Consider the following 20,453-nt stretch of genomic DNA (forward strand, 5'->3'; position numbering starts at 1 on the left):
AAAGGGCGGACATCACTGTCCGCCCTTCGTTGTTTCCTGAGTTGATTCGTGTCTCCCGATTACGCCGCGCCGGCGAAGATCTCCTTGTAAAGGTCCGCGCCGAAGCTGGTTTCCAGCGGCTCGCCGGGCTTCAGCTTGAAGGTGCGCTTGCCGTCTTCCTGACGCTCGGCGCGCAGGAACAGGGCGTGATCCATGTTCTCCTTATAGAAGGTATGGGCGAATTCGTAGAGATGCGTGACGAAGAAAATCTTCACCTTCGTCTCGAGCAACGCGTGGACGATCTGCCCCGCGATCTCCGAGCCTTCGCGCTCGTTGGTCGAGGAGAAGGATTCGTTGAAGAGGATGAGCGAGTTCGGGACAAATGCATCGATGATCAGGCCCATCCGGCGCAGTTCCTCGTCGAACTTACCGCTCTTCATCGTCACATCTTCCTCGCGGGTGAAGTGGGTGTAGACGCGGCTGCAGATCGCGGCGGAGAACGCATCGGCAGTGACGAACATGCCGCTCTGCATCATCATCTGGGCAATGCCCGTGGCGCGCAGGAAGGTGGATTTACCGCCCTGGTTGGCGCCGGTGATCATGAACAACGTCTTGCCGTCAGCCTGGATGTCGTTGCCGGTCACCTGCTTGCCGACAGTCAGGATCAGCGAGAGGTCTTTCAGGTCCGTGCAGGTGTGCTTGTTACTGCCCGCGGGCGCCGGCACCGGGAAGCAGGTCGACACGCCATACTGCGTGAGCTTCTGCTGCAGCGCGGCCGCGCCGAGGTAAAAGCCAAGCTCCCCACGCAGCGAGGCGAAGAAGCTCATGATGTGCTCGGCGGATTGCGCGAGCGCATTGGAAACCGGATTGAGGCCGCGATCGCGCAACGACGAGATGGCCTTGCCGGCGGCGTCGTCCTTCTCGTTGATCTTGAAGGTGAACGACTGCGGGGCATCCTTGAAGACGCGCTGCAGGAATCCCGCCTTGGCCTTCTCCCCGCGGCGCAGGGTGTGCCGCGCGCTTTCCGCGCCATCACCGAGTTCCGCGCTCACGAGGATGCCCTCGGGGAAACGCAACTCGCGGAGGTAGACCTTGATCTTGTCGAAGTAAGCATCGGGCAGTTCCGCCTCGACCATCTTGAACAAGTTCACAAAACCTTCCGCCTGGAACTTGCGCGCGTGCTCGCGGCCGATGAGCCGCAGCTTGCCGAGCAAATCGACGAGCGACCCGAGCAGATCGACGGAGCCGGAAAGAATGCCCATCGGCGACTTGCCCATCACGCCAAACCACTGCTTGCGCTTGCGCTCCACGGCCTCGACGCCGAGCTCGTAGATCTGGCGAATGATGGCCGCGTTCTGCAGGCAATCCTTGAGCACCGCCTGGCGGTACTGAATCGTCTCGAGGTCGTCGCCGACGCCCAGCAGGATGACACGGCGCGCCACCTCGAGGAGGTATTCGTCCGAGCCACCCATTGCCTGGAACAGCGTTTCGAGTTCGAGATCCTGGACGAGGGCTTCGTGATTCGGCGGCAGCGCCTGGTCCCAATCAAAATCCCGGCCGCGGTAAAGCAAATGCGTTTTCATCGAGTGAGTCGTCCTTTCAAGTTCTCGTAGGTGAGATGATGTTTTTGCGCGAGGGCGATGGCGTAGGAGAGGCCATCGGCCGGCCGGCGGATGATGCGGAAGGTCCGTTGCGACGGATTATCCGGCACGATGCTGGCCATCATGCTCACGATCTTGTCATTCAGTCTCGAAAGCTCGTCGATGAAGGTGACGCACACGCTGAGCGTATCGAGCTCGGTGAAGCGCGTGAGGACCTTTCTACCGAGGAAGGTAGCGTCCTCCAAACTCGTGGAAGCAAAGATCTCGTTCATGATCACGAGGCTCTTCGACGTGGCGTGGTCGAAGATCCGGTGCATGCGAATGAGATCGTCCTTCAACTTTCCCTGGAGATTCTTGAGATCTTCCTCGGTATCGAAGTGGGTGAAGAAACGATCGGCAAGGAAGAGCTTCGCCTCAGCACCCTGCACGGGAAACCCGAGCGCGCCAAAATAGTGCAACTGCCCGAAGGCGCGCGCGAAGGTCGTCTTACCGCCCTGGTTCGGGCCGCTGATGACCAGCATGCGCTCGCCGCCGTTGAGCTCGAAGTCGTTGCAGATCGGCGCCGTGTTCGTGGCGATGAGCTTGCTGGCCAGTGAGAGGTCGAAGCCACTGCGGCTGAGCACGGTCTTCGAGCTATCCGACATTTGCGGAAAGCAGAAGCTGAGGCCGGCGGTGCGGAAGCTCGCCATGTATTCCGCGTAAGCGAGGTAGAACTGGATGCCGCGATCGAACTCCAGCACGGTGCGGTCGCTGAAGCCTTGGTGCTTCGCGTAGAAGTCATCCAGCGCCGCGAAGGGCTGCGGATTCAGCTTGGCGACGAAATCGAGGATCATCGCCTCGACGTGGTTGATGCCCACGGTCTCGTTGAAGCTCACGCGATAGTCCTTCACATCGCCCTGCTTGAAGATATTGAACGTATCCTCCACCTCGGCGCTGTAGTCGGCCTCGCCGTCGTAATTGCGCACGGTGATGTTCGAGTCGTTGATCAGCACGCAATAGCGCACCGCATCCAGCGCGTCCTTCGCCGCATGGGCCTGCTGGGAGAGCGTCTTGAAGCCAGGGGTCTCGACGTATTGAGCGAGAAAATCGCGAGTGGCGAGCAGACCGCGCGAGCGGGCGCCGGTCGCATCGAGATCGCGCCGCAGGTTGGCCACCGCGTCGCAGTAGTAGACGGCAGCGCCGAGCTGGGCGCGTTCCTTTTGATACTGGTAGTTGAACTCCTCTTCGCGATCCAAAGCGAACCGCATCGCCGCCATCCCGTCGGAGAACGCCTTCAGCGCCGCAAAGAGCGCCTCGTTCTCGAGGTCGTGCATGATCTCGTGGCGGAAGGCGATCTGATCGAGGTTCGCCAGCGGCGCGTAGAAGAACGGCTTGAGATCGTAGGACTCGCGGCCCTTGGTGATCGCGTCGACGATCTGGTCGAGATTCAGGTCACGGAAAAACTCGGGCTCCGCGTTCGGGATCGCCGGGACGCTGGCAGCTTGCGGGAACAGGATGGCCGGGACACGCGCGGCGCCCGCCGAGGTCGCGGCTCGATCCGATCCGCCCCCACTGGCTGGGCGCACGGGTTGGTTGATGGTCGTCATTTCTGGTATAGCGTCTACAAATCTCTCGCGGTCTTTCCACGAAACCGGGATTTCATAGGGCAAAGCTGTCCGCCAAGCTTGAGAACCCGGTGAAGGCAGCGTTAAAATATCTTCATGTTTGCGGAATAGCGCTCCCGTGGAACGGAGCGAGGGGTAAATAGGAGCGAACGCCGGGTGAGTCAACAACTAGTGCCAAGGGCGCGTACCCAGTGGAAGAATGACGAATGATGAATGACGAATTTGGCATTCTGCATTCATCATTCGCCTATCCCCTGCTCAACGTCATACGTCACCGGACACTCAGATTTCCGTTGACGGTCGCCATTGCGGCCCCTAGGTTCCCGCCACTTTCATCAAGAGTGACAGAGGGACTGGCCCTATGAAGTCACGGCAACCGCTCGCGGCGCAAGCTGCGGGGACCAGGTGCCAAATCCAGCCGAAAGCCTGCCAGCAGCGATGCCGTATCGACGCTAAAGGGCCAACGGAAAAGATGAGATCAGATTCCAGCACTTCAATCCCTCGCCGGAGTCTTCGTCTCATCGCCACTTGATCCTTGGTGAAGGACAGCAGCTTATGGACAAACCATCGCCCTTCTTCTCCAATTTAAAATGTCCGCGAGTGCGGCCGCCTTTATCCCAAGCAGGCCATTCACGTGTGCGACTTCGATTTCGGCCCGCTCGAGGCCGCTTACGACTACGACGCCATCAAAGCCGCCATCAGCCGTGACATCCTGCGTTCGCGCAAGCGCCGCATGTGGCGTTACCGGGAGCTGCTGCCCATCGACGGCGAGCCGACCATCGGCACGCAGGTCGGCTTCACCCCGCTCGTCCGCGCCGATCGCCTGGCGAAAAAGCTCGGTGTCCGCACCCTCTGGATCAAGAACGACACCGTCAACTACCCCACCCTTTCCTTTAAGGATCGCGTCGTCTCCGTGGCCCTCAATCGCGCCAAGGAACTCGGCTTTACCACCGTAGCCTGCGCCTCGACCGGCAACCTCGCGAACAGCGTGGCCGCCAACGCCGCCAGCGCCGGTCTGAAGAGCTACGTGCTCATCCCCGCCGATCTCGAGCAGGGCAAGGTGCTCGGCTCGCTGGTCTACGGCACGAATGTCATCGGCATTCACGGCGCTTACGATCAAGTCAACCGCCTCTGCTCCGAAATCGCCGGCAAATACGGCTGGGGTTTCGTGAACGTGAACCTGCGTCCCTATTACGCCGAAGGCTCGAAGACGATGGGCTTTGAGATTTGCGACCAGCTCGACTGGCGCATCCCGCGCCACACCGTGGTGCCGATGGCCAGCGGTTCGCTGCTCACCAAGATCCACAAGTCTTACAACGAGCTGATCAAAGTCGGCATCGTGGACTCCACGCCGTTCTCCGTGCATGGCGCTCAGGCCACCGGTTGCGCCCCCATCTCCCACGCCATGAAGCGCGGCACCGACATCGTTAAGCCCGTGCCGAAGCCGGAGACGATCGTCAAGTCGCTCGCCATCGGCACGCCCGCGGATGGCTACTATGCGATCCACGCCATGCGCGATACCGGCGGCTCCTGCGAAGATGCCTCGGATGCGGAAGTCGTCGAGGGCATCCAGTGGCTCGCCGAGTATGCCGGCATCTTTGCCGAAACCGCCGGCGGCGTGACCGTCGCCAGTGCGAAAAAACTCATCGAAAGCGGCAAGATCCCGCACGACGAGGAAGTGGTGCTCTGCATCACCGGCCACGGTCTCAAGACCCAGGAAGCCGTCGTCGGCAAGTGCGGCGAACCGCGCCTCATCAAGCCGAGCCTCCGCGAATTTGAAGAGCAGATCTACGCGAAGGATACTGCCGCGGCGTAATGCCGACCGAAGAAGTGATCAGTAATCAGTGGACAGTAATCAGTCAGAAACTGTCCTCCGAATCACTGATTACTGATTACTGATTACTGATTACTGATTACTAATCACTGAGCACCAAGCACCAAGCACTCTAAACATGCCATCCGTCCGCATCCCCACCCCACTCCGCAAGCTCACCAACGAGCTTGAGGTCGTCCAGGCCGCCGGTGCCAACATCGGCGAAGTCATCAACAGCCTCGACCAGGCCTTCCCGGGCTTAAAAGAGCGCATCGTCGACGACGCCGGCAACGTCCGCCGTTTCGTGAACATCTTCGTTAACGACGAGGACATCCGCTTCCTCGAGGAAAAAGCCACGCCGGTGAAAGAAGCCGACGAGATCAGCATTGTCCCGGCGATTGCCGGGGGCTAGTCGCTTCCGCCGCACGACCAAGTTGAGAGTTGAGGGTTGAGAGTTGAGAGCCGCGCTCCCTTGCGCGCTGGCGTCCGACACAACCAGCGACGGCTCTCAACTCTCAACTAAAAACTCTCAACTTTCCTTTATGAAAGAGACCCAACGCCTCTGGCTCATGTTTCCGACCAAGCTGGTCACCCGCCCCATTATTTGGGAGCTGGGCAAAGATTTTAACGTCGTCACGAACATTCGCCAGGCCAGTGTGACCGAGGAAATCGGTATCGTCTCGCTCTCGCTCGACGGCGAACGCGAAGACATCAAAAAAGCAATCGCCTGGCTGGAGAAAGAAGGCGTGAAAGTCGAGCCCGTCGAAATCAATACGATCGAAGGGTAGGCATTACCCACATCTTCATCCAAGCGCGGCTCCCTCCCCGGTGTCATTCTGAGCGGAGTGGAAGGAGTGTAACGACTGGAACGCAGTCGAAGAGCCCCGCCGCTTTACCAGCGATACTTGCTGGTTATTTGGTTGCGTTTACCCGCAGTCCCATAGGCGTCTCGCTGGTTGTTCGACGGGGTTCTTCGACTGCGCGCTCCCCCCACTGGCCCACGAGCGCTCCGCTCAGAATGACATCGAGAAGAAGACGCTTCCTTTACCTGGCTCCTGGCACTCTAAAAATCCAGCGGCGGCAGCGGCGGGGGCTTGATCGTCGTATCCAGCACCGTTTGCTCGCGCATCGGTTGCACAGGCTCGGCGCGGCGCACTTCCATTTGTTCCGGACCGGTTCCGTTGTCCGGTGCGGGCGTGACGATGGCGCTGCTGTTCACCGGCGCGGTCTGGCCTTCCAGGCTGCTCATCGCCTTCGCGTTGTTCACCGACTGTATGGAATTGTACGGGTCGACGCCGATCACCGTCGGCTGCTTCATCGCCACGATCGGTACCGCGGATACGTCGACGGCCAGCGCGGCGCGCGGCCATTCTTCGCCGGGGATGACTTTGACAAAACTCCGGTTCGCACCGCCGTTGTGCACCTCGCAGCCGACCTTCGGCGCCTGGTCTTCGGTCGAGATCTCAAAGAACGTTGTGCGCTTCTGCACCTTTTCCCCGGTCTCCTTGTTCTCCACCGTTTCAAAGCATTTGTCCGTCGCCAGCTGACCAGACACCGAGCAGAGCTCCACTTTGATGATCCCCTTCGGCTGCGGGATCTCCTTCGGACGATAGTTCGCGAAGGTCGATTTCATCACCTCGGCCCAAATCGGTAGCGCGATCTCGTTGCTGAACGCTCCGCGATAAATCGTCGACGGCTTGTCGAAGCCTGCCCACACGCCACAGGTCACCGCACTGGAGTAGCCGAGGAACCAGGCATCGGTGAAATTGTAAGCCGTCCCGGTCTTGCCCCCGAGCGGGAATTTTTTCAAGCCAAGCTCGGTGTACGCCTTGTCCGCCGTGCCGCGCTCGAGCACGTCCGAGAGGCAGGTGTGAATCTCATACGCCGTCGTGTCTTTCATCACGCGGACTTTGCTGGGCTTCGCCTCGAAGACCACATTGCCGGCCTGGTCTTCGATCTTCTGGATGATGAAGGCCTTGTCCGGGCGCGTGCCGCCATCGGGGAAGGCGGTATTGGCCAGCGTCATCTCCATGAGCGTGACTTCGCTGCTGCCGAGGAACGTCGCCGGGAAAGGTCGCAATGGACTTTCGATGCCCGCAGCCTTGGCCAATGGGATGACGTGATCGAGTCCGGTCATCATGCCGAGGCGCACGGTGGCCGCGTTCTTGGATTTTACCAGTGCTTCGCGCGCGGAAATGGAGCCTTCGTATTTGTTGTCCACGCGCTCCGGCCCCCATTCACCGAGAATGCCGGTCACGCCGCCGATCATCACCTGGCGATTATCGATCACCGTATCCTGCACGATCGTTCCCGGCCCGAAGCCGCGCTCGAAAGCCGCCGCATAGACGAACGGCTTGAAGGCCGTGCCCGCAGGGCGGCGCGCCGCGAGGGCGCGGTTGTAGGAGCTGTGGCCGAAATCGCGTCCGCCGACCAAAGTGAGGATGCCGCCGGTGGCGTTATCGAGGACGACGATGGAGCCCTGCAAATACGCGGGCGGAGGCAGGGTGTTGCCTTCCACTTCGTTACTCGCCATCCGCTGGTGGGCGCGGAAGTCGATGTCGTATTTGCCAAAGCGCTGATGATCGTAGCCCTCGTGGCGCTCGACCACATCGAGTTGTTCCTTCAGCGCCTTCTCCGCTTTGCGCTGCAAGTCACCATCGATCGTGGTGTAAATGCGATAGCCGTCGCTGATCGCGGCATCGCGTCCGAATTGCCCGATGACCTGCTGCGCAACGAGGTCCATGGGGTAGGACTCCTGGTGGATCGACCGGCGATTTTTCACCACCAAATCCTGGGAGATCGTCGCGTCGTATTCCTCGCGACTGATCTGCTGCAACTCCAGCATGCGCCCCAGCACGAAATTGCGCTGTTCCATGCACGCCTTGTGGTTGCGCCACGGCGAGAGGCGATTCGGGCTCTTGAGGAGACCCGCGAGCATCGCCGCTTCGGAGAGATTCACGTCCTTGGCGTGCTTGCCAAAATAACCGCGCGCCGCCGATTCCGCACCGTAGAAGCCATCGCCGAAAAAGACGCGGTTCAGGTAGAGCTCGAGAATTTTCGGCTTCGAGAAACGCCGCTCGATTTCCTGCGCGACGAAAATTTCCAGCAGCTTGCGCTTGTAGCTGCGATCTTCGCTCGGCAGTTCGATGGGGAAGGAATTGCGCGCGAGTTGTTGGGTAAGCGTGCTGGCGCCCTGGCGGGTGCGACCGGCCTGATAGTTACGCACCGCCGCGCGCACAATGCCGTAATAGTCGACACCATTGTGCTGATAATATCGGATGTCTTCCGCCGCGACCACCGACTTGTACAACCACGGTGACAATTGATCCGCGGCCACTTGGTCGCGATTCTGGATAAAGATGCGGCCGAGCACCTGACCATTGCGGTCGAAGATGATGCTCGCGGACTCCATGTCCTCGAGCTTCTTGTAATCAAACGCCGCCGCGCGCTTCTGCCACTGGTCCCGTTCGATCGCTACAAAGATCCCCCCCACCACGATGAGCGCGGCGAGAAGAGTAAACACCGAGAGGAACCAGGTGCGGCGATAAAATGGAGGTTTATAACGGGGCAAATCCCACATGGGCTGACGGGCGGCGCCGAAGGCGGCGCACTAAGTCACACGAAACCAAGGTGCGCGCAATGCGCAAATTACTTTCCGCGGCCGCCCCGTCCTTTCAGAGTGCGTCGGGTAATTCGCTAACACATGCCTGATAAAGAAAATACTGCCAAAAACGCCCTGCGTGCGGAAATCCAGCAGCGCGGACCGATCCCCTTTCGGGACTACATGGCGCGCGTACTTTATGATCCGGATTATGGTTATTATGGTGCGAGCAAAGCGCAGGTCGGGCGCGCCGGAGATTTCTTCACGAATGTGAGCGTCGGGCCGCTCTTCGGGCGCTTGCTAGCCCGGCAATTCGCGGAAATGTGGCGGCGACTGGGCGAACCGGCGGATTTTGCGATCGTCGAGCAGGGCGCGAATAGCGGCGATTTCGCGGGCGACGTGCTCAGTGCGCTGCGTGAATTTGATGCAGCCTGTTATGCAGCGACGTCGCTTTGGCTGGTCGAACCGCTGGCCAAATTGCGATTGGCGCAAACGGAGCGCCTGCGCGATTTCGGATCGTCCAAGATCCGCTGGGTCGACTCGCCCACTGCCCTGCCCTCTTTCCAAGGGGTGCATTTCTCGAACGAATTGCTCGATGCTTTTCCCGTGCATCGGGTTTGCCGACGCGGTGATCGTTGGATGGAACGCTCTGTCGATTTCCAGGAAGGGCGGTTTGTCTTCGTCGATGCGGAGATCGCCTCACCGGAATTGAACGCCCACCTCGGGCATCTGCCGCCTGTCCCGGAAGGCTACGAAACAGAGGTGAACCTCGCCATCGCGCCCTGGCTGGCGGAAGTCGCCTCCAAACTCAGCGCCGGCTTCGTCCTGGCGATCGACTACGGTTACCCGCGCGGCGACTACTACCGTCCTGAGCGAAGCAGCGGGACGCTCTCCGCCTACGCCGCGCATCGGCGTGAACCTGACCCACTGCAACGTCCGGGCGAGATCGACCTCACAGCGCACGTCGATTTCACAATCCTGGCCGAAACCGCTCCGCTACTCGGCCTACAACTCGCCGGATTCACCGACCAACACCATTTCATGGTCGGCCTGAGCCGCCTGCATTTCTCCGATGACTACGCGATGACCACCGCCGGCCAACAGGAGCTACGCGCCTTCAGGACCCTCATGCACCCCACGCTCATGGGGCAGAGTTTCCACGCCATCTGCCTCGCCAAAGGCGTAACCAACACCGCGCTCAGCGGCTTCCAATTCGGCGGCAACGCGCGGGAGAAACTGTAACGGAGGGCTTACTTCAGCAAACCCCGCAATTGCTCACACAGCGCGCTGATCTGTTTCGGCGTGTGTTTCGCGGAAATGGTCACCCGCAACCGCGCGGCATCGCGAGCCACCGTGGGATAGCGAATCGCCGGGACGAAAAAGCCCTTTTCGGCCAACATCTGCGAGCTCTCGATGGCCTTTTCGGAACTGCCGAGGATGATGGGAATGATCGCGCTTTGAAGCTTCTTGTCCCCCGTGAAAAGCATCGGCATTTCCGAGGCAAAATGCGCCAGATTGCGCCGCAGGACCTGTCGCCGATTTTCCCCCGCGGGCGTCAGCATGAACTCCACCGCGGCGAGCGCGGCCGCCGCCATCGCCGGCGGCGGAGCGGTTGAAAAGATAAAGCTGCGCGCGCGATTGATCAGCAGATCGATCAGACGCCGCGAACCGCACACATATCCCCCGCTCACCCCGAGCGCTTTGCTCAAGGTGCCCATCTGGATTTCCACTTCGCCAGCCACGCCGAGTTGATCCGCCAGCCCGCGGCCATTGAGACCGATCACGCCCACCGCGTGGGCCTCGTCCAACATGAGCATCGCCCCGTAGCGGCGTTTGATATCCACGATCTCCGGCAGCACCGCCCAGTCGCCATCCATGCTGAAGACGGATTCCGTCACCACCAGCACGCGCGCCTCGGGATAATTCTCGTGCGCCCATTGCAGATGACTCTCCAGCTTGCCCAAATGATTGTGCGGATACACCCGGACATGCGCCCCACTCATCCGCGCCCCATCGATGAGGCTGGCGTGGCAAAGCTTGTCGAGAATGACGACGTCATCCTTGTGCATCAGCGCTCCGATCGTCCCCACGGCGGTCGCATATCCGCTCGAAAAGACCAGCGCCGCCTCGGTGCGTTTGAAATCCGCCAACCGCTCCTCCAACCGCATATGCGGGGAAAGCGTCCCGCAAATCAATCGCGACGCACCGGCTCCCACACCGTATTCATCGATCGCCTGCTTCGCCGCATTGCGCAGCACCGGCTCCGTCGCCAGCCCGAGGTAATCGTTCGAGGAAAAATTGAGCAGCTTCCTTCCGGCAAGTTCCAGCGTAGGTTGCTGCGGCGAATCCACTTCGCGCAATTGCCGCAGCAACGCGTTGGCCCGCAGCTCGGCGAGTTCGGAATCGATGCTTTGGGCCATTGGGGAAGAAGTGCTTAGTTCCTAGTGCTTAGTTCTTAGTAAAGACCCGCTCGCAGGCGAAATCTAAGCACTAAGCACTTCTCTTCCGCTACGAGGAAAGCCCGAACGCCAGCAGCTTGTAGGAGTCGTTCCAAATGTTCTTATTGTCCCCCAGCACCACGGCGATGACATCGCGGCCGTTGTGCGAGGCACTGGAAATCAGGCAATGCCCAGCGGCTTCGGTGTAGCCGGTCTTCATCCCGTTGCAGAGGGGATAACGCTTCAGCACCTGGTTGGTCGTTTCAAACACGCGCACGCGGCCATCGTTGTAGTGCCACGTCACCGACTTCTGGCAGACGATGCCGCGGATGATCGGGTTCCTGTAAGCCGCGAGCGCGACCTGCGCCATGTCGCGCGCGGTGGAATACTGGCCGGGAATCGGCAGGCCATTCGGGTTCACGAAATTCGAATTGCGCATGCCGAGTTCCGAAGCCTTGGCGTTCATCCGCGCCGCGAAATTCTCCAGGCTGCCGGCATTGTCCCGCGCCAGCGCCCGGGCCACGTCATTCATGCTGTGCACGAGGAGGACGTTCAGGAAATCGTAGCGTGAGTAGACGTTGCCCGGCTTGATATAGAGCATCGTCGGCTCGGCCCAGGTATCGCTGGCCTCCACATGCACCTTGTGATCAAGGTCACCGGTTTCCGCGACGATCAGCGAAGTCAGCAGCTTCTGGGTGCTGGCCACGGGCCGGCGCTGGTCGGCATTCATTTCGAAAATGATCTTCCCCGTCTTGGCGTCGAGCAGGATCGCCGAACCGGCGGTGATCTTCGGAACGCCGTCCGCCACGGGAAACGCCTCGGGCACATCCTTGGTCGAGGTCGTCGACGAAGACGAATCATCGGACGTGGATTTTTTCTTTTTCGTCGCCGCCGGGGCTGCCGGGACAAGGGCGAAAAGCATGAGGGTGAGAACAAATAGCGAGGCAAAGCGCTTCATAGCGTGCGCTACTAAAAGAATCCCGGCGATTTCCGCAAGTCGCGATACGCGATTTTCCGCCAGCACTCATGGGAGGAATAGTGTGGAAGCAACATCCTACCGCTTTGCCTCAGTGGACCAGCGGCAGGGTGCTGCCACTCCCTACGGCGTATCACCGTCGCTTTCGTTTAGCGAAGCCTCTTACTGCTTCGGCGGCGTGAGACTCTTCTCCACATCCGGATCCGGCGCGGCGCCGAGTTCGAGCGCGCGCTCATAGTGCCGCCGGGCCAGTTCCACCGCCGGCGGGTTTCGCTGGAGATAGAAAACCGCGAGATTGAAGTGCGCTTGCGCGTAACTGGGGTCGAGCTCGATCGCCTTTCGCATCTCATCCTCCGCCCCGGAGTACCAGCCCTTTTGCCCAATCGTCACGCCGAGATACTGGTGGACCATCGCATTCCTGGGATCGAGCACCGCGGCCTGGGCCAGCGAAGCCAGGGCATTGTCATAGCGGGTGCGATCGTATTGCACGATGCCCAGGATCAGCCAGCCGAGGCTCGCCTCCGGCGCCAGGCGCACCGCCGTATGCAACCGCTCTTCCGCCGCTTTCGAGGTTCTTCGAACGATACTCCACCAGGCCCAGGTTGATCATCGTTCGGGACATTGTCCGGCACCGCCTGGAGCACCTTCAGAAAGTCCTGCCGCGCCGTCTTCAGGTCGCCCTTGGCCATGGCCACGATCGCCCGTTTGGCCAGCTTCTGCGCCTCCTCGGAAACCTTGTTCTTACCCGGCTCGTTCAGGTCCGTGGACGGGGCGAGACGGAGTTTCGGGTCAGCCGGTGCGGGCGTGGCCGCGGGTTTCCACCGGTTGAGCCTTTGGCGGTTGGGCGGCCAGGCCGGCAGCCATCCCCAGACCACACAGGAATAGGGCGAGGCGTCGCATGTTTATTTGCTGGCGCCGAGTTCGCGCGCCCGCTCGGTAGCCGCGCGGACCGCACTGAGAAAAGCCGAGCGCACCGCGCCGGCTTCGAGAGCTTCGAGCCCCGCGATCGTCGTCCCGCCGGGGCTGGTCACTTCATCGCGCAAGGCCGCCGGATGCCGTCCGGTTTCGATCACCATTTCAGCGGCACCCGCCACAGTCTGGGCAGCGAGTTTCAAGGAAAGATCACGCGGCAATCCCATCAGCACCCCGGCGTCCGAGAGCGCCTCGACGACGAGGTAAACATAAGCGGGGCCGCTGCCGCTGAGGCCGGTGACTACGTCGAGCAGCTCCTCCTTCACCTTCACGATCTGCCCGACCGCTCCGAAAAGACTCTCCGTCAGCGCACCGTCTGCCGCCGTCGCCGTCTTGCCCAGCGCGTAGGCCGCCGCGCCGCGATGGATGAGCGCGGGCGTATTCGGCATCACGCGGATGATGCGCACCTTGGAACCCGCCGCCTCTTGCAGCGCGGCCAGCGGCAACCCGGCCACGATCGAAATGACCAGCTTGCCCTTCGTCCCATCGCGCAACGCACGCAGCGCCTCCAGCGCATCCGCCGGCTTCACGCACAACACCAGCGCATCGGCCTTCGCCGCGAGCTCCTCATTCTTCGCCACGGCCTTGACCTGTGCCGCGCCGGCCAGTTTCGCCGCAACATCCGGGATGGCATCGCAAACCAGGATGTCCTCTCGCGCAAAGGCGCGCGAACTCACCGCCCCCTGCACGAGCGCGGTCGCCATTTTTCCTGATCCGATAAAGCCAAGTTTCATGCGCACATACCTAATGCAGGTCGGCGGCTTGGGAAGCGGATTCTGCGTTTACTCCGCTTGCAGCGCGCGTTCGTATTCCTTCGTCCGGCAGCCCCAGGCAATGAACGCCGCGCCAATGAACACCAGGAAGATCGACAGAAACTGGCCTGCGGAAATCCCCTTCACCTGCCACGCCGGATCCGGCTCCCGGAACATTTCCCCGATGATGCGCAGCACCGCATAGCAAATGAAAAAGGCGCCGGTAATGACACCCCTTGGCACACGGCAGCGGGTGCGCAAAAGCCACAGGATCGTGAAGAGCACCACGCCCTCCAGTAGCGCCTCGTAAATCTGCGACGGATGTCGCGGAGTGAGTACCTGGCGCAGCGGATCGATCCATTCCGGATGATCGGGGATCGCATCCGCGATATAGCTGCCGAAGTTCGCGTCCGGCGGCACGTCGGTCATGCCCAGGGCCTGCTGCGCGCGCTGCCAAAGCTCAGGTGACCCGTATTCGATCAGTTCCTTGGGAAACTGCACCGCCCACGGGACCTGGGCCGGTTTGCCGATCAACTCACCGTTGATGAAATTCGCCATCCGCACGAGGCACAAGCCCACCGGGGCAACGACCACCAACGAATCACCGATGCCCGTCCACGAGACGTGATGCTTTTTCGACCAATACAGCGTGAAGAGCACCAAGCCGATGATTCCGCCGTGACTGGCCATGCCCCCTTTCCAAACCTCAATCGGCCAATACCACGGGTCTCCTCCATGCGGCTGCCAGAGTCCGTAAAAGAGAATCCACCCGAGACGGCCGCCGATCATCACCCCAAAAACCGCCGCCCAGCAGATGAAGTCCGACACTTGGGCCGCCGGCAGATCGGTGTATTTGTGCTCGGCCAGCCAGCGATAAAGCCAGCCGCCGAGAAGGAACGACAGCACGTAAGCGAGCCCATACCAGTGCAACCCCGCGCCATTCGGCAGGCGGACGATGTACGGGCTGAGGTTATGAAAATAGTAGGCGAGCACCGCGCGCTTTTGCCATACCCAGCGCCACAGACAAGTGCCATCCTGCAGGCTTGTTGCCGTTCACCGGAGCGTGCAACCTATTCTTATGACTGGCCTCGGAGTGCACCTTCCCCTCGTGGATTTCGGCACGCTGCTGACGGTCTATCCCTTGGAGAAAGCGGAAGATCGGACCTCGAGCCAGATGCTCGTCCTGCTGGCCATCATGACGATCACCACCGCGGTCGTCATTATCTTGAGCACCTTGCGCCGGCGGCGCGATTGGGCACGCACCCACATTCGTGAGCAATGGCTCGCGACCATGTTGCGCAGCATCGGCGATGGCGTCGTCGCCACCGACGCCGCGGGGCGCGTCACCTTCATGAACAACATCGCGCAGGAGCTCACCGGCTGGAAGGAAGGCGAGGCCGAACAAAAGCCGCTGGTGAAAGTCTTCCAGACCCTCGATCGCAAAGCCCGGCAGCCCACCGACAACCCGATCGACCTCGTCGTCCGCGAAGGCCGCGCCATCACCTCCATCGAGCCCGTGCTGCTCATCGCCCGGGATGGCGCGGAGCACATCGTGGTGAGCAAGGCCACACCCATTCGCGACGCCGATGGCGCGGTCACCGGCGTGGTCTTCGTCTTTCACGACGTGACACAGCGTGAGCTGGCCGAATCCGCCCTGCGCGCCAGCCAGGAAATGTTCCGGCTCATCACCGATCACATCTCCGATCTCGTCGCGGTGCTCGATCTCCATGGCCGCCGACTCTACGCGAGCGAATCCCACAGCCAGTTCATCGCTCCAGCCCGGGAGCTGTATCTCACCCCGGCCTTCGAGGAAATCCATCCCGACGATCGCGAGCGCCTGCGCCGCCTCTTCGCGGAAATCGCCAGCACCGGCGGCAGCCAGCGCGCGGAGTTCCGGCTCATCGGACGCAACGGTCAGGTGTTCTGTATGGAATCAGTCCTCACCCTCATTCGTAGTGCCGAAGGCCAGGCGGAAAAGGTGCTCATGGTCTCGCGCGACATGAGCGAACGGCAGCGCGCCGAGGCCCGGGTGCACAGCGAGATGCAGTTCAGTGACACGCTCATCAACTCCATGCCGGGCATCTTTTATCTTTACCGGGGAGCGGATCGGAAAATCCTGCGCTGGAACAAGAACCTCGAGACCGTCACCGGCTACCGCGCCGCGGAGATCGAAACCCTGGACGCCCTCTCCTATTTTCCCGAGGAGGAAAAACCCTTCGTACACGAGCGCATGCTCAAGTGTTTCGCCGAGGGCTCGGCGGACATCGAGGTGAACCTGCTGGCCAAAAACGGCCGGCGCACGCCCTTCTATGTCACCGGCTTTCGCATCGATATCGATGGCCGCCCCTGTATGCTGGGCATCGGCATCGACATCACCGCCCGTCTCGCCGCGGAGGGTGCGCTGCGGGCCACGATGTTTCGGCTCACCCGCCAAAATGCCGTGCTCGGCGAAAAGGCGCGCAACGCCCGTTCGCTCGGCGCGGAATTGTCCGCATCCCTGCGCATCATCACCGAGCTGGCCGCGGAAACACTCGACGTCTCGCGCGCCAGCATTTGGTTCTACAACGAAGCGCAGACGAAGATCTGCTGCGCCGACCTTTTCGAGAAAGACAAAGGCCAGCACTCCAGCGGGATCGAGCTCACCGCCGCGGATTTCCCGATCTATTTCAAGGCGCTCGCCGAGGAGCGCGTCATCGCCGCCGGCCACGCCCCGACGGATCCGCGAACCGGCGAATTCGACGCGACGTATCTCCACCCCCTCGGCATCCACTCAATGCTCGATGCGCCCATTCGCGGCAGCGGCAAAATGGTCGGCGTCATTTGCCACGAGCACACCGGCGAACCGCGCGAGTGGCAGCCCGATGAAGAAAGCTTCGCCGGCTCCATGGCCGACCTCGTGGCGTTGAGCCTGGAGGTCGAACAGCGACGGCAGGCCGAGACTGCCCTGCGCGAAACACTCGATAATCTCGAACACAAAGTCACCGAACGCACTCGCGACCTGGAGGCGGCCAACGAACGCCTGCAGGAGCTCGACCGCCTCAAGTCCGAATTCCTCGCCACCATGAGCCACGAGTTGCGTACCCCGCTGAACTCGGTCATCGGCTTCACCGGTATCCTGCGCCAGGAACTGGCCGGCCCGATGAACGACGAGCAGAAAAAGCAGCTCGGCATGGTCCACTCTTCCGCGCGCCATTTGCTCAATCTCATCAACGATCTCCTGGATCTTTCCCGCGTCGAATCCGGCAAGATGGAGCTGTTTTTGGAAGACTTCGTCGTGGCCGATCTGGTGAAAGAAATCGACCAGTGCCTCGCCCCGCAGGTCCAGCAAAAGAAGCTGCGCCTGGAGACTTCGCTCGACCAACCGACCCTGCGGATTCGCACGGATCGCAACAAGAGCTTCCAGATCCTCCTCAACCTGACCAATAATGCCGTGAAGTTCACCGCTGTCGGTCGGGTAACTTTGAAGGTCACGTCCGATGCGGACCAGGTGCAATTCGAGGTCGCCGATACCGGCATCGGGATCAAACCCGAGAGCCTGCCCCACCTTTTCGAGGCTTTCCGCCAGGTCGACGGCTCCGCCCGGCGGGTTTACGAAGGCACCGGACTCGGCTTGTATTTATCCAAGCAACTCGCCAAGATGCTCGGCGGCAACATCACCGTCGAAAGTGAGTTCGGAATTGGCTCGCGTTTTACCTTGGTTCTGCCGCAGAATACGCCCCCAGCGAACCACAAGTATGAGCGCGAAGATTCTTCTCGCCGAGGATAACGCCGCCAATCGTTACCTTGAGACGTTTCTTTTGGAGAAGGCGGGTTACACGGTGATTCACGCACAAAATGGCGCCGAAGCGTTGCGGCTGGCGCTCGCCGATCAACCGGATCTCGTGCTCATGGATTTGCAGATGCCGGAGATGGATGGTTACGAATCCGCCCGCCGCATCCACGCCGAGCCGCGGCTTGCCGAAACACCGATCGTCGCGGTGACGAGTTTCGCCATGACGCGCGATCGCGAGAAGGCGCTGCAATTCGGTTTCGCCGGCTATATCGAGAAGCCCATCCGACCGCAGACTTTTGCCGCAGAAATATCCCAGTTCCTCACCGGAAAGGCGGGCTCCTCATGAAAATCCTCAGCGTCGACGACAAGTCCGAAAACCTCTACATGCTGGAGGCATTGTTACGCGGCTACGGGCACGAGGTGCACTCGGCGAGCGATGGCCAGCAGGCCCTCCAACTCACCGGCCTCTGCGAATACGATCTCATCATCTCCGATATTCTCATGCCGCGGATGGATGGCTTTCAGCTTTGTCGCGAGCTGAAAAAAGATGCGCGTTGCCGCGACATCCCCTTCATTTTCTACACCGCAACCTACACCGACCCACGCGACGCGGCCTTCGCGCTCAATCTCGGGGCGGATCGTTTCCTCGTGAAACCGCTCGAACCGGAGGCGTTCATCAAGGCGGTCCAGGAGGTCGTGGAGCAAAAGAAACAAGCCGTAGCGGGTGATAGCGAGTCGACTCCAACCGAGGATGAGGCGATCTATCTCAAGCAGTACAACGCCCGGCTCATCGCCAAGCTGGAGAAAAAGATGCTCGATCTCGAGGCGGCCAACCGGGCCTTGATCGACGACATCGAGGACCGTGAGCGCTCCGCCCGCGAGCGTATCCGCCTCGAGGACAAGTTGCGCCAGGCGCAGAAGATGGAGGCCATCGGCACGCTGGCCGGCGGGATCGCCCATGATTTCAATAACATCCTCGCCGGAATCATCGGCTTCGCCGAACTGGGTCTGTCCGAGGTCAGCGATCCTCTCTCCTCCGACCAGCATTTCCGCGAGATTCTCAAGGCCGGCGGCCGGGCGAAGGATCTCGTGCGGCAGATTCTCGCGTTCAGCCGCCAGCGCGAGCAGGACCGCAAGCCAATCGAGCTCGGCGAGGCGGTGAAGGAAGCGCTCAAGCTGCTGCGCGCGACCCTCCCGGTCTCCATCGAGATCGCTACGAAGATCGAGGAAAACACACCGACCGTCCTGGCCGACAGCACGCAGGTGCACCAGATCGTGACAAACCTCGTCACCAACGCCTGGCACGCCATCGGCAACAAGTCCGGCGTCATCACCGTGCAGCTCGGCAATTTCCTCGTCGATGAAGATTTCGCCCACGGCAATCCCGACCTGCGGCCGGGACGCTATGTGCGCCTCAGCATCAGCGACAATGGCAGCGGGATTCCTCCGGAAATGTTGGGCCGCATTTTCGAGCCCTTCTTCACCACGAAAGGCCCGGACGAAGGAACCGGCCTTGGCCTTTCGGTCGTGCACGGGCTCATGAAATCCTTCGATGGCTCGATCACCGTCTACAGCGCCGCGGGCGAAGGCACGACGCTCAATCTCTATTTCCCGGCGCTGGAGTTTGGCGCCACGACCGCCAAGCCGGACGAACCGCCCGAACTGCATGGCCACGGGGAACGTGTGCTGTTCGTCGATGATGAGCCGGTGCTGACCATGCTGGGGGGACGTTTTCTTACCCGTCTTGGCTATTCGCCCGTCACGCAGACCGATCCGCGCGCCGCGCTGGCGCTGTTCAAGGATCAGGATTTCGATCTCGTCATTACCGACCTCACCATGCCGCATTTCAGTGGCATTGAGTTTGCGCGGTGCATCTGGGAACTGCGGCCGGATACCCGTGTGATCTTGACCACGGGATACAGCGCCACGCTCGATACCAAGCGAGCGTCGGAACTCGGCTTCAGCGAATTGCTGCTCAAGCCCTACACGGTACACGGTCTCGGGAATGCCCTGCAGCGCGTGCTCAACCCCGCAGTGCAAGCGCCCAGCCGGCGGCAACCAGTGCGAGTGTAAGCCAGCCGGCGATCCGTTGCGCGGATGCGGGAAGACGTTCCTTCGCGTGAACCGCCACGGCGATCGCGCCCTCGACAATGCCCACGGCAAAGCCCCAGCCGTGGGCCATGAAGTCGATGTTCTTCGTGGCCTCATCGCCCACGCCGAGATACGCGAGGAGCGAAAGGCCGGCGCCGATGGGCAGGATCAATTGCCACAAGCTCCGCTGGTGCGGCTCGCGCCAGCGCGAAAACAGCTCCGCACCGACGAGGATGCCGAGCGCGCCGAAGCAGGCCGTCGAAGCGCCGATGGAATCGTGCCACTCGTGACGATAGCCCCAGGAATTCAACGCATTGCCGACCGCGCCGCTAAGGACGATCGCCAGCCAGGTGAGCCCGCCGCCCAGGCGAGGAATGACAAACGCCGCAAAAAGCAGCCCCGTGGCGAGGTTCGCCGCGAGGTGCGGGCCATCCGCGTGCAAGGTCAGCGCGGTGACCGTCCGCCACCATTGGCCATGCAGAATCGCATGGCCTTCCGCGCTCCCGCGCTCGAGGAGGCGTTCTCCCACGATTTGCTGGGCGAGAAAAAATCCGCCGAGCACCCAGCCGGCGATGAAGAGCGAAACCGTGGAGACTTTGCCGGCGGGAAGCAACGTGCTCGTCATCCGCGGACGCTCGCGCTCCTCGTTCTCGTAGGCCGCCAATTCGGTCCGCACTTGCTCGATGGAGCGTTCCTCGACCGATAGCACCCATTCGTTGTTGCGCTCCCGCTTCAGCCAGTACGGCAGATCCAGCGCCGCGACCACCAGGGCGCGTTCGCGCGCGGCCTGCAGGCGCCGATAGCGTCCCGCTTCGATCAGGGGTTGATCGGACTCGGGAATTTCGCTCATGCGA

The 20,453-nt window shown here is 61.3% G+C and carries 17 protein-coding genes and 1 riboswitch; of the genes, 7 read left to right on the top strand and 10 right to left on the bottom strand.

From position 1 onward, the window contains the following. Positions 1-59 precede the first annotated feature (59 nt). Both CFE428DRAFT_RS16080 and CFE428DRAFT_RS16085 read right to left on the bottom strand, forming a co-directional pair. Positions 60-1,562: a MutS-related protein gene (locus CFE428DRAFT_RS16080; protein WP_006980652.1), complete on the bottom strand. Its 1,503-nt coding sequence runs from the start codon at positions 1,560-1,562 to the stop codon at positions 60-62. Further along, positions 1,559-3,166: a MutS-related protein gene (locus tag CFE428DRAFT_RS16085; protein ID WP_006980653.1), complete on the bottom strand. Its 1,608-nt coding sequence runs from the start codon at positions 3,164-3,166 to the stop codon at positions 1,559-1,561. Before CFE428DRAFT_RS16085 ends, CFE428DRAFT_RS16080 begins: the two co-directional genes overlap by 4 nt. A gap of 347 nt (positions 3,167-3,513) precedes the next feature. Further along, positions 3,514-3,663, top strand: a riboswitch (SAM riboswitch). A gap of 155 nt (positions 3,664-3,818) precedes the next feature. Here CFE428DRAFT_RS16085 and thrC point away from each other — a divergent pair. From thrC to CFE428DRAFT_RS16100, 3 genes are all read left to right on the top strand, one after another. Then, positions 3,819-5,000 (top strand): threonine synthase, encoded by a 1,182-nt coding sequence (gene thrC / locus CFE428DRAFT_RS16090; RefSeq protein WP_006980654.1) that lies wholly within the window; start codon positions 3,819-3,821, stop codon positions 4,998-5,000. 136 nt (positions 5,001-5,136) lie between these two features. After that, on the top strand, positions 5,137-5,409 hold the full coding sequence (locus CFE428DRAFT_RS16095) for a ubiquitin-like small modifier protein 1 (RefSeq protein ID WP_006980655.1): 273 nt from the start codon (positions 5,137-5,139) through the stop codon (positions 5,407-5,409). Between the two features lie 130 nt (positions 5,410-5,539). Next, positions 5,540-5,785 (top strand): NIL domain-containing protein, encoded by a 246-nt coding sequence (locus CFE428DRAFT_RS16100; protein WP_006980656.1) that lies wholly within the window; start codon positions 5,540-5,542, stop codon positions 5,783-5,785. A 275-nt stretch (positions 5,786-6,060) separates the two neighbouring features. On the opposite strand, the gene CFE428DRAFT_RS16105 is transcribed toward CFE428DRAFT_RS16100, so the two are convergent. After that, on the bottom strand, positions 6,061-8,520 hold the full coding sequence (locus CFE428DRAFT_RS16105) for a transglycosylase domain-containing protein (protein ID WP_162145275.1): 2,460 nt from the start codon (positions 8,518-8,520) through the stop codon (positions 6,061-6,063). A 180-nt stretch (positions 8,521-8,700) separates the two neighbouring features. On the opposite strand from CFE428DRAFT_RS16105, the gene CFE428DRAFT_RS16110 reads away from it, so the two are divergent. Further along, a complete protein-coding gene (locus CFE428DRAFT_RS16110) occupies positions 8,701-9,840 on the top strand; it encodes a class I SAM-dependent methyltransferase (RefSeq protein ID WP_006980658.1) in 1,140 nt (379 codons plus the stop codon). Positions 9,841-9,848: 8 nt separating this feature from the next. On the opposite strand, the gene bioF is transcribed toward CFE428DRAFT_RS16110, so the two are convergent. The 6 genes from bioF to lgt all read right to left on the bottom strand — a co-directional run bounded on the left by bioF (position 9,849) and on the right by lgt (position 14,729). Further along, on the bottom strand, positions 9,849-11,018 hold the full coding sequence (gene bioF, locus CFE428DRAFT_RS16115) for an 8-amino-7-oxononanoate synthase (RefSeq protein WP_006980659.1): 1,170 nt from the start codon (positions 11,016-11,018) through the stop codon (positions 9,849-9,851). Between the two features lie 88 nt (positions 11,019-11,106). Next, on the bottom strand, positions 11,107-11,958 hold the full coding sequence (locus CFE428DRAFT_RS16120; RefSeq protein WP_157447541.1) for a D-alanyl-D-alanine carboxypeptidase family protein: 852 nt from the start codon (positions 11,956-11,958) through the stop codon (positions 11,107-11,109). Positions 11,959-12,174: 216 nt separating this feature from the next. After that, entirely contained in the window at positions 12,175-12,561 is a 387-nt protein-coding gene (locus CFE428DRAFT_RS16125) for a tetratricopeptide repeat protein (RefSeq protein WP_083805191.1), read from the bottom strand. After that, positions 12,513-12,887 (bottom strand): hypothetical protein, encoded by a 375-nt coding sequence (locus tag CFE428DRAFT_RS16130; RefSeq protein ID WP_006980662.1) that lies wholly within the window; start codon positions 12,885-12,887, stop codon positions 12,513-12,515. Before CFE428DRAFT_RS16130 ends, CFE428DRAFT_RS16125 begins: the two co-directional genes overlap by 49 nt. Before the next feature lie 27 nt (positions 12,888-12,914). Next, complete coding sequence (proC, locus tag CFE428DRAFT_RS16135; RefSeq protein ID WP_042725122.1) at positions 12,915-13,718, bottom strand: pyrroline-5-carboxylate reductase; 804 nt, start codon at positions 13,716-13,718, stop codon at positions 12,915-12,917. 48 nt (positions 13,719-13,766) lie between these two features. Then, complete coding sequence (gene lgt, locus CFE428DRAFT_RS16140) at positions 13,767-14,729, bottom strand: prolipoprotein diacylglyceryl transferase (protein ID WP_006980664.1); 963 nt, start codon at positions 14,727-14,729, stop codon at positions 13,767-13,769. Positions 14,730-14,814: 85 nt separating this feature from the next. On the opposite strand from lgt, the gene CFE428DRAFT_RS33825 reads away from it, so the two are divergent. The 3 genes from CFE428DRAFT_RS33825 to CFE428DRAFT_RS16155 are packed head-to-tail and all read left to right on the top strand — an operon-like array spanning position 14,815 to position 19,581. Then, positions 14,815-17,502 (top strand): PAS domain S-box protein, encoded by a 2,688-nt coding sequence (locus CFE428DRAFT_RS33825; protein WP_006980665.1) that lies wholly within the window; start codon positions 14,815-14,817, stop codon positions 17,500-17,502. Continuing rightward, a complete protein-coding gene (locus tag CFE428DRAFT_RS16150) occupies positions 17,471-17,854 on the top strand; it encodes a response regulator (RefSeq protein ID WP_006980666.1) in 384 nt (127 codons plus the stop codon). The genes CFE428DRAFT_RS33825 and CFE428DRAFT_RS16150 overlap by 32 nt, the downstream gene beginning before the upstream one ends. Further along, positions 17,851-19,581 (top strand): response regulator, encoded by a 1,731-nt coding sequence (locus tag CFE428DRAFT_RS16155; protein ID WP_006980667.1) that lies wholly within the window; start codon positions 17,851-17,853, stop codon positions 19,579-19,581. Before CFE428DRAFT_RS16150 ends, CFE428DRAFT_RS16155 begins: the two co-directional genes overlap by 4 nt. On the opposite strand, the gene CFE428DRAFT_RS33830 is transcribed toward CFE428DRAFT_RS16155, so the two are convergent. Continuing rightward, complete coding sequence (locus tag CFE428DRAFT_RS33830; protein WP_006980668.1) at positions 19,532-20,449, bottom strand: rhomboid family intramembrane serine protease; 918 nt, start codon at positions 20,447-20,449, stop codon at positions 19,532-19,534. The two genes, CFE428DRAFT_RS16155 and CFE428DRAFT_RS33830, sit on opposite strands and share 50 nt — an antisense overlap. Positions 20,450-20,453 lie beyond the last annotated feature (4 nt).

This window comes from Chthoniobacter flavus Ellin428, from assembly GCF_000173075.1.
Taxonomy (GTDB): Bacteria; Verrucomicrobiota; Verrucomicrobiia; order Chthoniobacterales; family Chthoniobacteraceae; genus Chthoniobacter; species Chthoniobacter flavus.

Coding starts and splice junctions, on each gene's coding strand:
- proC (WP_042725122.1), bottom strand. CDS start 13,718: ATGAAACTTGGCTTTATCGGATCAGGAAAAATGGCGACCGCGCTCGTG.
- CFE428DRAFT_RS33825 (WP_006980665.1), top strand. CDS start 14,815: ATGACTGGCCTCGGAGTGCACCTTCCCCTCGTGGATTTCGGCACGCTG.
- bioF (WP_006980659.1), bottom strand. CDS start 11,018: ATGGCCCAAAGCATCGATTCCGAACTCGCCGAGCTGCGGGCCAACGCG.
- CFE428DRAFT_RS16080 (WP_006980652.1), bottom strand. CDS start 1,562: ATGAAAACGCATTTGCTTTACCGCGGCCGGGATTTTGATTGGGACCAG.
- CFE428DRAFT_RS16100 (WP_006980656.1), top strand. CDS start 5,540: ATGAAAGAGACCCAACGCCTCTGGCTCATGTTTCCGACCAAGCTGGTC.
- CFE428DRAFT_RS16085 (WP_006980653.1), bottom strand. CDS start 3,166: ATGACGACCATCAACCAACCCGTGCGCCCAGCCAGTGGGGGCGGATCG.
- CFE428DRAFT_RS16110 (WP_006980658.1), top strand. CDS start 8,701: ATGCCTGATAAAGAAAATACTGCCAAAAACGCCCTGCGTGCGGAAATC.
- CFE428DRAFT_RS16095 (WP_006980655.1), top strand. CDS start 5,137: ATGCCATCCGTCCGCATCCCCACCCCACTCCGCAAGCTCACCAACGAG.
- CFE428DRAFT_RS16155 (WP_006980667.1), top strand. CDS start 17,851: ATGAAAATCCTCAGCGTCGACGACAAGTCCGAAAACCTCTACATGCTG.
- CFE428DRAFT_RS16120 (WP_157447541.1), bottom strand. CDS start 11,958: ATGCTTTTCGCCCTTGTCCCGGCAGCCCCGGCGGCGACGAAAAAGAAA.
- CFE428DRAFT_RS33830 (WP_006980668.1), bottom strand. CDS start 20,449: ATGAGCGAAATTCCCGAGTCCGATCAACCCCTGATCGAAGCGGGACGC.
- CFE428DRAFT_RS16150 (WP_006980666.1), top strand. CDS start 17,471: ATGAGCGCGAAGATTCTTCTCGCCGAGGATAACGCCGCCAATCGTTAC.